The sequence below is a fragment of the Speluncibacter jeojiensis genome (assembly GCF_029589495.1).
GTDB lineage: Bacteria > Actinomycetota > Actinomycetes > Mycobacteriales > Mycobacteriaceae > Speluncibacter > Speluncibacter jeojiensis.
Genome location: NZ_JAAIVF010000003.1, coordinates 422,733 through 436,448, shown reverse-complemented (window position 1 = coordinate 436,448; position 13,716 = coordinate 422,733). Strand labels below are relative to the sequence as shown.

Below are 13,716 nucleotides of genomic sequence, written 5' to 3'. Positions count from 1 at the left end.
GGAAGAGATGAAATTCGTGGTGGCAGCGGTGCGTCAGGTCCGGGTGGGTCTGGTGATGTTGATCGCACTGACGGTGATCCTCGGGGTGGCCTATCCGGCCGCGGTGTGGGCGATCGGCCGGGTCGGGGAGCATTCGGCCGAGGGTTCGCCGATCACCGACCGCGGCGGGTGTGTCGTGGGCAGTGCGCTGCTGGGCGTCGACCCGCAGGTTCCCGCGGGCGCCCCGGACCCGTACTTCCACACCCGCGTGGTCGGGTCCGTCGGCGACGACGACCCGATGGCACCGGGCGACCCGGCCGCCGGGGCGCCGAGCAACCTGGGGCCGAGCAGCCCCGAGTTGGCGCAGTTCGTCGACCGGCGCCGCGCGCTGATCGCGGCCCGCGAGCACGTCGCGCCGGCACAGGTCCCGGTCGACGCCGTCACCGGGTCGGGCTCGGGCCTGGATCCGCAGATCAGCCCGGCCTATGCGGCGCTGCAGATTCCGCGGGTGGCACGGGTCAACCACCGCAGTGTCGACGCGGTGCGGCAACTGGTGACCGAGCACACCGAGGGACGGCAGTGGGGCTTCCTGGGAGCCCCGCGCGTCGACGTGCCCGCGCTGAACGTGGCGCTGGGACTGACCGCGCCGCAGTGCGAAACGCGCTGAGTGGGCGGATTCGACCCCGGTGGCATGGATGATGACGGGGTGAGTGTGGAGCAGGCGCCCCAACAGCCGGCCCGGCGCGGACAGCTGAGGATCTACCTCGGCGCCGCGCCGGGCGTCGGCAAGACCTTCGCGATGCTCGGCGAGGCGCACCGGCGGATCGGGCGCGGCACCGATGTGGTCGCGGCCGTGGTGGAGACCCACGGCCGCGAACGCACCGCGGCGCTGCTCGAGGGGCTCGAACGGATCCCGCCACTGCGGATCGCCTACCGCGGCACAGTGATGGGCGAACTCGACGTCGACGCGGTCATCGAGCGGCGGCCGAAACTCGTGCTCGTCGACGAACTCGCCCACACCAACACCCCGGGCAGCCGGCACCACAAGCGTTGGGAGGACGTCGAAGACCTGCTCGCGGCCGGAATCGACGTGCTGACGACCGTCAACGTGCAGCACCTCGAGAGCCTCAACGACGTCGTCGAGCAGATCACCGGGGTCACCCAGCGCGAGACCGTGCCGGACGAGGTGGTCCGGTCGGCCGCTCAGGTCGAGCTGGTCGACATCACCCCGGAAGCGCTGCGGCGCAGGCTCGCCCACGGCAACGTGTACGGCGCCGAGAAGGTCGACGCGGCGCTGTCCAACTACTTCCGGCAGGGCAACCTGACCGCGCTGCGCGAACTGGCACTGCTGTGGCTCGCCGACCAGGTCGACGCGGCGCTGGCGAAGTACCGGGCGGACAAGAGGATCACCGCCACCTGGGAGGCCCGCGAACGGGTGGTGGTCGCGGTCACGGGCGGGCCCGAGTCGGAGACGCTGGTGCGCCGGGCCTCGCGGATCGCGTCGAAATCCAGCGCCGAACTGCTGGTCGTGCACGTGGTGCGCGGCGACGGCCTGGCCGGGGTGTCGGCGAACACGATGGCGGCGGTGCGCCGGCTCGCCGCCGACCTGGGCGCCGGGGTGCACAGCGTCGTCGGCGACGACGTGCCGCACACGCTGCTCGAGTTCGCCCGCTCGGCCAACGCGACCCAGTTGGTGATCGGTACCTCGCGTCGGCCGCGCTGGGCCCGGCTGCTCGACGAGGGCATCGGCGCCACGGTGGTCCGCGAATCCGGCCGCATCGACGTGCACATCGTCACCCACGAGCAGGCGCACCGGCAGCGGCGGATCCCGGCCCTGGACGGGCGCTCGCGGCGGGGGATCGCCTGGGTGGTCGCGTTGGTCGTCCCGGTGCTCGCCTCCATGCTGATCGCGGTGATCGGGCACCGGCTCGGGACCTCCGGACAGAGCGCGCTGTTCATGATCGTCGTGCTGGTGGTGTCGCTGCTCGGCGGTGTCGCGCCGGCCGCGCTGTCGGCGATCATCTCCGGGCTGCTGCTGAACTTCTATTTCATCCCGCCAGTGCACAGCTTCACCATCGCAGACCCGGACAACCTGCTCACGATGGTGGTGCTGCTGCTGGTCGCGGTCGCGGTCGCGGTGCTCGTCGACGCGGCCGCGAAGCGCACCGGCCAGGCGCGCCGGGCCTCGCAGGAGGCAGAACTGCTCACGCTGTTCGCCGAATCGGTGCTCGGCGGCAGCGACCTGCCGGCGCTGCTCGAACGGGTCCGTGAGATCTACGGCCAGTCCGGGGTGAGCGTGCTGCGCGCGGCGACCGGCGTGGTCTGCGCGGTCGGGGAGCACCCGCCCACCACGGCGGAGCAGGCCGACACCGCGATCGAGGTCGCCGATGGCGAGTACGCGCTGGCGTTGTCCGGTCAGGGCCTGCACAGCCACGACCGGCGCGTGCTGCGGGCGGTCGCGAGCCAAGCGGTGGGGCTGATCAGGCAGGAGGAGCTGGCCCGGGAGGCGGACGAGGGGCGCGCGCTGGCCGAGACCGACAGGTTGCGGCGCTCGCTGCTCTCGGCGGTCAGTCACGACCTGCGCACGCCACTGGCGGCGATCAAGGCGTCGGTGTCGAGCCTGCGCAGTCCCGATGTCGAGTTCTCCCCGGAGGACACCGCGGAACTGCTTGCGGCCGTGGAGGAGTCGGCCGATCAGCTCACAGATCTGGTCGGTAACCTGCTGGACTCGTCGAGACTGTCCGCGGGAGCGGTGCATCCGAGCCTGCAGCGCGTCTATGTCGACGAGGTCGCCAACCGGGCGCTGGTCGGGTTGGGGCGGGACGCGACCGGTCACGGCCGGGCCGGCCCCGACCGGGTGCGGGTCGACGTCGATGCGGTGACCGTGCTGGCCGACCCCGGGCTGCTCGAACGGGTGCTCGCGAACCTGGTCGACAACGCGCTGCGGCATGCGGCGGGCAGTCCGGTGCGCGTCGGTGCGACGACCGCGGCCGGCCGCTCGGTGATCACCGTCGCCGACAGCGGCCCCGGCATCCCGCCGGGCAGCGAGGAAGCGGTGTTCGAGTCGTTCCAGCGGCTCGGCGACCGCGACAACACGGTCGGCGTGGGCCTGGGGCTGTCGGTGGTGCGGGGCTTCGTCGAGGCGATGGGCGGCACCGTGAGCGCCACCGACACACCCGGCGGTGGGCTGACGGTGGTGGTCGACCTGGCCGCGCCGGGCGAGGATGAGGTCGTGAGCGACGAACACGGGGAGGTGACCGGTTGACCCGGGTGCTGGTGGTCGACGACGAGCCGCAGATCCTGCGGGCGCTGCGGATCAATCTGAGCGTGCGCGGGTACGAGGTGGTCACCGCGTCGACCGGGGCGGGCGCGTTGCGGGCGGCCGCGGAACGGCCGCCGGAGGTGGTCGTGCTCGATCTGGGCTTGCCCGACATGGACGGCGTCGAGGTGCTCGGCGGGCTGCGCGGTTGGACGAAGGTGCCGGTGATCGTGCTGTCGGCGCGGACCGACTCGTCCGACAAGGTCGAGGCGCTCGACGCCGGCGCCGACGACTATGTGACCAAACCGTTCGGCATGGACGAGCTGCTGGCCCGGTTGCGGGCGGCGGTCCGGCGCGGGGCGTCCACCGTCGAGGAGGACCAGCCGGTCGTGACGACCGACGCGTTCACCGTCGACCTGTCGGCGAAGAAGGTGACCCGCCACGGCGCGGAGGTACACCTGACCCCGACCGAGTGGGGCGTGCTCGAGATGCTGGTGCGCCACCGCGGAAAACTGGTGGGGCAGAAGGAGTTGCTACAGGAGGTGTGGGGGCCGGCGTACGCGACCGAGACCCACTATCTGCGGGTGTACCTGGCGCAGCTGCGCCGCAAACTCGAGGACGACCCGTCGCATCCGCGGCACCTGCTGACCGAGGCCGGCATGGGGTACCGCTTCGCACAGTAGCGGCGCCCCTGGCACTCGCGCACAGGGTAGGTTTTCCGGCATGGCTGAACAGACCCCCGACACCGCTCCCGCCTCGACGGACCTGTGGGTGGAGCGCACCGGCACCCGCCGCTACACCGGCCGCAGTTCGCGCGGCGCCGAGGTGCTGATCGGCTCGGAGGGTGTCGAGGGCGTCTTCACCCCCGGGGAACTGCTCAAGATCGCGTTGGCCGCGTGCAGCGGCATGAGTTCGGACCTGCCGCTGTCGCGCCGCCTCGGCGACAGCTACGACGCGACCATCCGCGTCTCCGGACCGGCCGACCGCGAGAACGAGTGGTACCCGCGGCTGCAGGAGACCCTGGAGCTGGACCTGAGCGAACTCGATGCCGACGCGCAGCAGCGGCTGCTCACGGTCGTCGAACGCGCCATCGACAAGGTGTGCACGGTCGGCCGCACTCTCAAGCGCGGCACCGAGGTCGACCTGGGCTTCCAGGTCGACTCCTAGAACAGGCCGGGATCATGCCCGAGACCATGGCCGGCGATCACGACGACCGGGTGCGGCTGACCGCCTGGGTGCACGGCCGGGTGCAGGGCGTCGGCTTCCGCTGGTTCACCCGCGCCCGCGCCCTCGAGCTGGGGCTGGTCGGCAGCGCCACCAACACCCCGGACCGCCGCGTGCTGGTGGTCGCCGAGGGGCCCCGCGCGGCCTGTGAGCAGCTGCTGGACTGGTTGCGCTCGGCCGGCACGCCGGGCCGCGTCGACCTGGTCGTGGAGAGCTGGGATCCGCCGCGCGGCGGGCTCGACGGGTTCGTCGAGCGATGACGGCGGCGGCCGAGGTGGTACCCGCGCGACCACCGCAGCAGGTCCTGGCCGGTGACGGCGGCCGCGTGCGCGCTGCGGGCGTCCGCACCGTCGGGCATGTCCGGCCGCATGAGCCTGTGCTACCGGTAGCCTGATCTGCCGTGTACCTCAAGAGTCTGACGCTCAAGGGCTTCAAGTCCTTCGCCTCCGCCACGACTCTGCGGTTCGAACCCGGCATCACCTGCGTGGTCGGTCCCAACGGCTCCGGCAAGTCGAACGTCGTCGACGCGCTGACCTGGGTGATGGGCGAGCAGGGCGCCAAGGCGCTGCGCGGCGGGAAGATGGACGATGTCATCTTCGCCGGCACCGCGGGCCGCCCACCGCTGGGCCGCGCCGAGGTCACGCTGACCATCGACAACTCCGACGGCGAGTTGCCGATCGAATACTCTGAGGTCTCGGTGACCCGCCGCGTCTTCCGCGAGGGCGGCGGCGAATACGAGATCAACGGCACCAGCTGCCGCCTGATGGACGTGCAGGAACTGCTCAGCGACACCGGGATCGGCCGCGAGATGCACGTCATCGTCGGCCAGGGCCGGATCACCTCGATCCTCGAGTCGCGTCCGGAAGAGCGCCGGGCGTTCATCGAGGAGGCGGCCGGCGTCCTCAAGCACCGCAAGCGCAAAGAGAAGGCCGTCCGCAAGCTCGACGCGATGCAGGCGAACCTCGCGCGGCTGACCGACCTGACCACCGAGTTGCGCCGCCAGCTCAAGCCGCTGGGCCGTCAGGCCGAGGTGGCGCGCCGCGCCGCGACCGTGCAGGCGGACCTGCGCGACGCCCGGCTGCGGTTGGCCGCCGACGACCTGGTCACCCGGCGCGCCGACCACGCACAGGGGCAGCAGAGCGAGGCGATCGCCCGCGAACAGCAGGAACACGTGCAGGCCGAACTCGAGCAGGCGAGCGGCGACCTCGCCGCGCACGAACACGCGCTGGCGCGGCTGGACCCCGGTGCGGAGGCCGCGCAGCAGGCGTGGTTCCGGCTCTCGGCGCTGTCCGAACGGCTCGGTGCGACCGTTCGCATCGCCACCGAACGCGCGCGGCACCTGCAGACCGAACAATCTCACCAGCCCGGCCGCGACCCCGAGGAGCTCGAGGCGCAGGCCGAGCGGGTCGCCGCCGAGGAGGCGGAACTGGCGATGGCCGTGGAGATGGCCTCGGAGGCGCTGTACGCGGCCAAGGATGCCCTGGCCATGCACGAACAGGCCGCGGCGGAGGCCGAGCGCGCCCACCTGGCGGCGGTCCGGGCGGTGGCCGACCGGCGCGAGGGTCTGGCCCGGCTGACCGGTCAGGTCGACACGCTGCGCACCCGCACCGAATCCGTCGACGCCGAGGTGGCGCGCCTGACCGCGGCGATCGACGAGGCCCGACTGCGCGCCGAGACCGCGCAGACCGAGTTCGCACAGGTCGAGGGGCAGGTGGGTGCGCTCGACGCCAGCGAGGTCGGGCTCGACGACCAGCACGAGCGGTCCACTGCCGCGTTGGAACAGGCGTCTGCGCGCGTCGTCGAACTGCGCGCCCAGGAGCGCAACGCCGAACAGGAGGCGGTCTCGCTGCGGGCACGGATCGACGCGCTCGCGATCGGGCTCGAACGCAAGGACGGCGCCGCCTGGCTGCTCGAACACCGCGGCGGTGACGATCTGCTCGGTGCGGTGGCCGAATTGGTTCGGGTCCGTGCGGGTTTCGAGGCCGCGATCGCCGCCGCGATGGGGCCGGCGGCCGAGGCGGTGGCCGCCGCGACCCCCGCCGCTGCGCAGGCGGCACTGCGGGCGCTCAAGGACGCCGACGCGGGCCGCACCGCGCTGCTGTTCGGCGGCGCGACCGTCGACGACCGCACCGGCGGGGTGCAGTTGCCGCCGGGGGCGCACTGGGCGGTCGACCTGGTCGACGGACCCGAAACCCTCACGGGGGCACTGTCGGCGCTGCTCGGTGGCATCGCGGTCGTCGACGATGTGCCGGCCGGGGCCGAACTGGTCGCCGCGCGGCCGTCGGTGCGCGCGGTCACCCGCGACGGCGACCTGGTCGGCGCGGGCTGGATGGTCGGCGGGTCGGAGCGCCGGGCCGGCACCCTCGAGGTGCAGGCGGCGATCGAGCAGGCGCGCGCAGCGCTGGTCGAGACCGAACGCCGGGTCGAGGAGGTGGCGGCGGCGCTGTCCGGTGCGGTCGCCCGCGAGGAACAGTGCCGCGAGACCGCCGACCTGACCCTCACCGCGCTGCACGAGTCCGACGCCGAGATGTCCGCTGTCTATGAGCAACTCGGTCGGCTCGGGCAGGCCGCGCGGACGGCGACCGCGGAGGCCGAGCGGCTCACCGGGCAGCGTGCGGCGGCCGAGGCCGGCCGCGGGGAGAACCTGGCCGCGCTCGCCGAGATGGAGGAGCGTCTGCGACGGGCGGAGCAGGACACCGACGGCACCGACGGCGACCAGTCCGGTGCGCAGTCGGTGCTGGCGCGGGAGGCCGCGGCCGAGGCGGTCGGCGAGGCGCGGGCGGTGGAGATGGAGGCCCGGCTGAGCCTGCGCACCGCCGAGGAACGTGCGAATTCGATTCGCGGCAAGGCGGATTCGCTGCGGCGGGCGGCGCAGGCCGAACGCGAGGCGCGCGCCCGCGCAGAGCGGGCGCAGCGCGCCAGACGGCACGCCGCGCAGGTGGCGACCGCGGTCGCCGAGGCGGGCGAGCGGGTGGCCGAGCGGCTCGGGGGCGCAGTCGAGATGGCGGCCCGCGAACGCGACGAACTGGCGCGGCAACGCGCCGAACGCGGTGAGGCGGTGCGCGAGGTCAAGGACCGGGTCGCGCAGCTGTCGGCGACGCTGGCCTCGCTCGTCGACGCGGTGCACCGTGACGAGGTGGCGCGTGCGCAGGCGGCGCTGCGTATCGAGCAGCTCGAGGAGTCGATCGCCGAACAGTTCGCGATCGGCCTCGACGACCTGGTCGCCGAGTACGGCCCGGACGTGCCGCTGCCGCCGTCGGCGTTGGAGATGGCCGAGTACGAGCAGGCGCGCGAACGCGGCGAGCAGGTGGTCTCGCCGGCGCCGATGCCGTACGACCGCGCCACCCAGGAGCGTCGTGCCAAGCAGGCGGAGAAGGACCTGGCCACACTCGGCAAGGTCAACCCCCTCGCGCTCGAGGAGTTCGCGGCGCTCGAGGAGCGCTACAACTTCCTGTCCACGCAACTGGAAGACGTCAAGAGCGCGCGCAAGGACCTGCTCGGTGTGGTCGCCGACGTGGACGCCCGCATCCTGCAGGTGTTCACCGAGGCGTACGAGGACGTGGCGCGTGAGTTCGTCGAGGTGTTCTCGACGCTGTTCCCCGGTGGCGAGGGCAGGCTGGTGCTCACCGACCCGTCGGACATGCTGACCACGGGCGTGGAGGTGGAGGCGCGGCCGCCGGGCAAGAAGGTCAAGCGTCTGTCGTTGCTCTCCGGCGGGGAGAAGTCGATGACCGCGGTCGCGATGCTCGTCGCGATCTTCCGGGCCCGACCCTCACCGTTCTACGTGATGGACGAGGTCGAGGCGGCGCTGGACGACGTGAACCTGCGGCGGCTGATCAGCCTGTTCGAGCAGCTCCGGGAGCGCTCACAGCTGATCGTGATCACCCATCAGAAGCCGACGATGGAGATCGCCGACGCGCTGTACGGCGTGAGCATGCGCGGCGACGGCATCACCCAGGTGATCTCGCAGCGCATGCGCGGTCAGGAACTGGGCCGGGTCGCGAGTTCCTGACGCGCGTGCCGACGTCGAACGGGCTGTTGTTCGTCGAGCGTCTCGAGTCCGCTCCGCGCAACAGCCCGTTCGGTCACGCCGTCGGGTTGTGCACGGGGCTACACGAACGATTCGCCGTTGCGCCGCGCGCGGACGATGTCCTTGACGACCCCGACGGTGAGGATCACCAGCACGATCCCGGCCATCACCGGCCACATCAGGATGTAGAGCGTCATCAGTACCGTGGTCATCTCTGCGGATCTCCTTCGGTGCGGTCGCGGGCGGCGTCGTCGCGCTCGATGGTCAGCACCGCGGTCGCGGCGCCGGTCCGGGCGTCGTCCTGGGTGTGGTGGTCGTGCGCTGCCGTGGCCGCGGAGGGCGGGTGGATCGCCGCGGCGGCGAGATCGGCGCCGTGGTCACGCAGTTGCTCCTGCTCCTGTTGGAACAGCACCACCCGCTGGTCGATGAGCGCGAAGTCGAACAACTCCTTGTTGCGCATACTGATCGCGACGCACACGATCGAGCTGACCCCGTAGGAGACGAGTGAGCCGAGCAGCACCTCGTAGTCGCGCAGGAACCCGATGAACAGCGGCATCATCGCGACGAACATGACCGCACCGGCGATGAAGCCGGCGATCCGGCCGAACAGGCCGAACACCAGCAACCCGACGACGATCGCCGCGCCCACGGCCGCGAGCGTCTCGAACGCCACTGCGACCGCGCCGGTCATCGGGATCAGCGTGAAGCGCGCGACCAGGAAGAAGCCCAGTGCCACGAGGACCGAGACCGTGAACGCGACGTTGGTCATCCGCCGCCAGTAGAAGCTGACGATGACGGGGAACACCAGCGCGCCCCACAGCGCGCCGACGAACACGAGAAGGTCCAGGATGTCGAAGCTCGCGAACGCGAACATCACGCCGGCCGCCGCCGCGGCGACCATGGTGAGGCGGCCGATGAGCAGCATCGTCGACGGGTTGACCTTGCCGCGCGAGAGGTGCTTGCCGTAGACGTCGGCCATCATGATGGACGCGAGCGCGGACATGTCCGAGTCGGCGGTCGAGGCCAGTGAGCCGATCACCATGATGAACAGCGCGGCGATCAGCACCCCCGGGAGGTATTCGACGGCCATGTCGGGGATGAGGTTGTTCAGGTCGCCGTCGGTGGGCGCCAGGCCGACCATCGCGGCGAGCACCCCGAGCATGCCCAGACCGATCACGGTGCCGGCATAGCCGAAGGTCGCGGTGACGAACGTGGACTTGATCTTGTCCTGCCGGACCGCGAAGAGCCGCTGGGCGATCGTCTGGTTGCCGATGGCGTAGGCGAGCACCGCGACCAGGTAGGGCGCGCCCTGGTAGAGGAACGCATCCATGGAGAAGAAGTTCGCCATCTCGGGCTTGCCCTGGTCGTAGAACCCGTCCAGGCCACCCCGGATCATCCCCGGCCCGCCGGCGGCGAAGAAGATGACGGGGATGATGACGACCGCCGCGCCCATCAGCGCGACGAGTTGGGCGGCATCGGTGAGCACGGCGGCCCGGAAGCCCGACCAGATGCTGTAGGCGAGGATCCCGACCGCCACCACCAGCACGCCCGTGCTGAAGCTGAACGGCGTGAGGATGTACACGAGCGCGCCCGCGGCGGTGAAGTTGGCGGTGATGCTGATGACGCTGCCCACCACGTTCGAGACGGCCAGCAGCAACTGGCTGGACTTGCCGTGCCGGGCGTGCATGACCTCGGCGAGGGTGTGCGCGTGCGGCGCGATGGTCCGGAAGCGCTTGCCGAAGGGATAGATGCACAGGATCATGAGCGCGCCCCACAGCCCGTAATGGATGGGGCCGGAGATCCCGTATTTGTAGCCGGCGGTGGCGGCGGCGTAGAACGAGGCGGCCCAGATCCAGGTGGCCGTCATCGATGAGGACGACAGGCCGAATCCGACGGCGCCGTTCGACACCATGAATCCGTCGGCGTTTTCTTTCTTTTCGCGAATCGTCAATGTGATGAGAAAAGTGATGCCGAAAAAGGCGATGAGCAACAACACTGTCGTTGTCGCACTGAGCGGGTGCACATTTCCTCCGTCGTGGAGGCGCCGCAGTTCACCTGCGCCCAGGTTGGCCCCGACTCGGAATGGTCAACAATTGCTCAGGAGAACGCGCCACCGGTTCTGAGGTCCGTCGGTTTCTCGCGTATCCGCCGGCGGTGGCGCGGTGGCCGCGATTCCCGCGGTCGGACGCGTTCCGCTCTGGCGGCAATGCATTCGGACTGTAGCAAGACGGATGTGTGCGAAAAGCTCACGGAATCATCACGATTTGATGCCACGAGCGGGCCTATGTTAAGTTGATAACTTTCGCGCGATCGATATGAAATGGCCGTCCCTGCAGTTGACGCACATTCTCGCCCCGAATGCCCGTCGATGCGGTTCGTGAGGTAAGTCACCGACGGTGCGGTGGCGGCGGGCGCATGGGTGTTGTAGAACCACGCTTTCTGGGCCGGTTCTAGGCGGCGCGATGCGGCTCGCGCTCGGGTTCGCCGCGATAGCGCGAGCGGGGGCCGTCGATGCGCATCAGCTTCCATAGCCTGCGGGTGGTGGGGGTCATCAGCCCGAGGTCCTCGGCGAGCGCGCGCATGTCGCCGAAGTATCCGGCGAGGATGCGGCGGGAGGGCGCGGAGCCCCAGAAGGCCTCCTTCATCACCTCGTCGGGGATGTCGAACTTGCGCGCGAATGCCCGCGGGGCAGTCATGATCTCGCCGGCGAGCCAGCGCATGGCGAGGGGGAACGCGACACCGGCGACCGCCTTCGTCGCCGGGCGCATCCGCCCCACGTGGGCCTTGAGGAACTCGCCGGCGAACGAGATGTGCCGGGCCTCCTCGGCGATGTGGATCGACATCACCCGGCGCACCACGGGCGGGACGTCGACGTCCTTGCGGATCAACGACTTCTGGTAGTGGTCGATCGGTTCCTCGCCGCCGAGGATGCCGATGAACAGGATCACGTGGGCGTAGCCCCCGGCGACGCCGACCAGTGGCGACAGCGCCCGGAACAGTGGCCGCATCCCCGGGACGTCGACGTCGATCCGGTTGACCAATTCCTGGAACATCTGGATGTGGTTGCACTCCTCGGTCATCTCGTGGAGGCAGTACCGGAACTCCGGGGACTGGTTCGGCAGCTTCATGACGTACTGCATCATTCCGCGGATCAGGATGCTCTCGAAGGCCGCGCCGACCTTGATGGCGTTGGCCTGGCGCCACTTGCCGATGGCGATCTGGCGGTCGAGGGGCTGGTCGCGGTACCACTGCGTGGCGCCGAGCGGATCGATCTCGGGGGAGAGCACCCAACGGGGATCGTCGGGGTCGATCGCGAAGTCGGGCGAGTCCCAGTCGATGTCCAGGTACGGGTCGAAGCGGCGCTGCACCGATCCCACGGAAAGGGTGTGGAGGGTTTCGCTGTACTCGCGGCCGAAGGTCTCGGCCGGCGGCGTCGACGTCGTCATCGCAGTCTCCTCTTCCGGTGATCAACGGGCTCGTCCCACCCGTGGGGCGCCCTGTCGCTGAATTTAGTGAGACTCCACGTCCCAGGCAAGGGTCTACGGACTGCCGGTTACAGGAAAATTTCCGGCATCGCCTGGCGTGGTGTCGACGTAGCTGATTCAGCGGTCGCTGAGCGTTGTGATTCTTGCTGGTAGCTGAGCGCTGAGACACCTGTCGGCCCGCTGGGGTTGGCCCGGATGCTCGGGCAGCTGCGATGATGGCGCGGTGAACAACGGACTGTGGATCCTCGTTGCGGTCGTCGCCGCGCTCCTGATCATTGGTCTGATCACCGGCCTGGTGCTCTACCGGCGTCGGCGGATCAGCCTGACTGCCCCGGCGCCCTCGCAGGTCGAACCGGGTAAGGCGGGCGACCGCGGCGGTGGATACCAGGCCGGCGGCGGGTTCGCGTTCAGCGAGGGCTCGCGGGCCTCCGACACCGCCACGCTCGAGCCTCCGACGACGCCCGAGGTGACACCCCCGCCGGTGGTCCCACCGGCCGCGCCCGAGCCGCAGGCGAAGGCCGCCCCGGCGCCGTCCGTGCCCGCGGCTCCCAGCCAAGAGCCTGTCACCGAGGAGCCCGCGGCGCAGCAGGCCGAGCCGGAGCAGCCCGCTGCCGAGTCCGTGCCGGCCGAGGCCCCCGCAGTCGAAGAACCCGCAGTCGAAGAACCCGCAGTCGAAGAAGAGGCTGTCGGAGAAGAGGCTGTCGAGCAACCGGCTGTCGAGCCGGCGCAGGCGGCCACCGCGCCGCCGCTCGAGGAGATCGAGCCCACCACGGGCCGGCTCGACAGGCTGCGCGGGCGCCTGTCGCGTTCCCAGTCCGCCGTGGGCAAGTCCCTGCTCGGGCTGCTCGGCGGCGGTGACCTGGACGAGGAGTCGTGGGAGGAGGTCGAGGACACGCTGCTGATCGCGGACCTCGGCACCGCGACCACGATGAAGGTCGTCGAGCGGTTGCGTCAGGAGATGGCGGCCCGCAGCGTCCGCACCGAGGCGCAGGCCCGTGCACTGCTGCGCGAGGTGCTCGTCGACGAGCTCGACCCGGGCATGGACCGCTCGATCCGCGCGCTGCCCCATGCGAATCATCCGGCCGTGCTGCTGGTGGTCGGCGTCAACGGCACCGGCAAGACCACCACCACCGGAAAGTTGGCGCGCGTGCTCGTCGCCGACGGACGTCGGGTGCTGCTCGGTGCCGCGGACACCTTCCGCGCGGCGGCGGCGGACCAGCTGCAGACGTGGGGTGAACGGGTCGGCGCCGACATCGTGCGCGGCAAGGAGGGCGGCGACCCGGCGGCGGTCGCGTTCGACGCGGTGGCCAAGGGAGCCGAGACCGGCGTCGATGTCGTCGTCGTCGACACGGCCGGCCGTCTGCACACCAAGACCGGCCTGATGGACGAGCTTGGCAAGGTCAAGCGGGTGATCGAGAAGCAGGCCGAGGTCGACGAGGTGCTACTGGTGCTCGACGCGACCGTCGGGCAGAACGGCCTGACCCAGGCCCGCGTATTCGCCGAGGTCGTCGCCATCACCGGTGTCGCGCTGACCAAGCTGGACGGCACCGCGAAGGGCGGCATCGTCTTCCAGGTGCAGCACGAGCTCGGCGTGCCGGTCAAGCTGGTCGGACTCGGGGAGGGGCCGGACGATCTCGCGCCGTTCGAGCCTGCCGCGTTCGTCGACGCGCTGCTCGGCTGACCGTCCGGGCCCGGGTGGGCTGCCGGCCTCCCGCGCGGCGGAATTCATCAGGTATGCC

The 13,716-nt window shown here is 70.8% G+C and carries 10 protein-coding genes; 7 read left to right on the top strand and 3 right to left on the bottom strand.

All coding sequences use genetic code 11. From position 1 onward, the window contains the following. Positions 1 to 7 precede the first annotated feature (7 nt). The 6 genes from G4X40_RS13025 (at position 8) to smc (ending at position 8,474) form a co-directional block, all read left to right on the top strand. Complete coding sequence (locus G4X40_RS13025) at positions 8 to 646, top strand: potassium-transporting ATPase subunit C (RefSeq protein WP_277832991.1); 639 nt, start codon at positions 8 to 10, stop codon at positions 644 to 646. A 24-nt stretch (positions 647 to 670) separates the two neighbouring features. Then, complete coding sequence (locus G4X40_RS13020) at positions 671 to 3,244, top strand: sensor histidine kinase (RefSeq protein ID WP_277832990.1); 2,574 nt, start codon at positions 671 to 673, stop codon at positions 3,242 to 3,244. Beyond that, positions 3,241 to 3,921 carry a response regulator gene (locus tag G4X40_RS13015; RefSeq protein ID WP_277832989.1) on the top strand — a complete coding sequence of 227 codons (681 nt, stop codon included), beginning with the start codon at positions 3,241 to 3,243 and terminating at the stop codon, positions 3,919 to 3,921. Before G4X40_RS13020 ends, G4X40_RS13015 begins: the two co-directional genes overlap by 4 nt. A 40-nt stretch (positions 3,922 to 3,961) precedes the next feature. Continuing rightward, on the top strand, positions 3,962 to 4,405 hold the full coding sequence (locus G4X40_RS13010; RefSeq protein ID WP_277832988.1) for an OsmC family protein: 444 nt from the start codon (positions 3,962 to 3,964) through the stop codon (positions 4,403 to 4,405). Positions 4,406 to 4,419: 14 nt separating this feature from the next. Further along, entirely contained in the window at positions 4,420 to 4,722 is a 303-nt protein-coding gene (locus G4X40_RS13005; RefSeq protein ID WP_277832987.1) for an acylphosphatase, read from the top strand. Between the two features lie 140 nt (positions 4,723 to 4,862). Continuing rightward, positions 4,863 to 8,474: a chromosome segregation protein SMC gene (gene smc, locus G4X40_RS13000; protein ID WP_277832985.1), complete on the top strand. Its 3,612-nt coding sequence runs from the start codon at positions 4,863 to 4,865 to the stop codon at positions 8,472 to 8,474. 98 nt (positions 8,475 to 8,572) lie between these two features. Here the strand turns inward: smc and G4X40_RS12995 are convergent, their stop codons facing one another. The 3 genes from G4X40_RS12995 to G4X40_RS12985 form a co-directional block, all read right to left on the bottom strand. Then, the gene (locus G4X40_RS12995) at positions 8,573 to 8,704 is read right to left on the bottom strand and encodes a putative transporter small subunit (RefSeq protein ID WP_277832984.1); all 132 of its coding nucleotides are present in this window, start codon (positions 8,702 to 8,704) and stop codon (positions 8,573 to 8,575) included. Further along, entirely contained in the window at positions 8,701 to 10,443 is a 1,743-nt protein-coding gene (locus tag G4X40_RS12990; RefSeq protein WP_408642193.1) for a sodium:solute symporter family transporter, read from the bottom strand. Before G4X40_RS12990 ends, G4X40_RS12995 begins: the two co-directional genes overlap by 4 nt. Positions 10,444 to 10,942: 499 nt before the next feature. After that, complete coding sequence (locus G4X40_RS12985) at positions 10,943 to 11,938, bottom strand: AurF N-oxygenase family protein (protein WP_277832983.1); 996 nt, start codon at positions 11,936 to 11,938, stop codon at positions 10,943 to 10,945. A 262-nt stretch (positions 11,939 to 12,200) separates the two neighbouring features. Between G4X40_RS12985 and ftsY the strand changes: the two genes are divergently transcribed. Then, a complete protein-coding gene (gene ftsY, locus G4X40_RS12980) occupies positions 12,201 to 13,658 on the top strand; it encodes a signal recognition particle-docking protein FtsY (RefSeq protein ID WP_277832981.1) in 1,458 nt (485 codons plus the stop codon). The last annotated feature ends 58 nt before the right edge of the window (positions 13,659 to 13,716 follow it).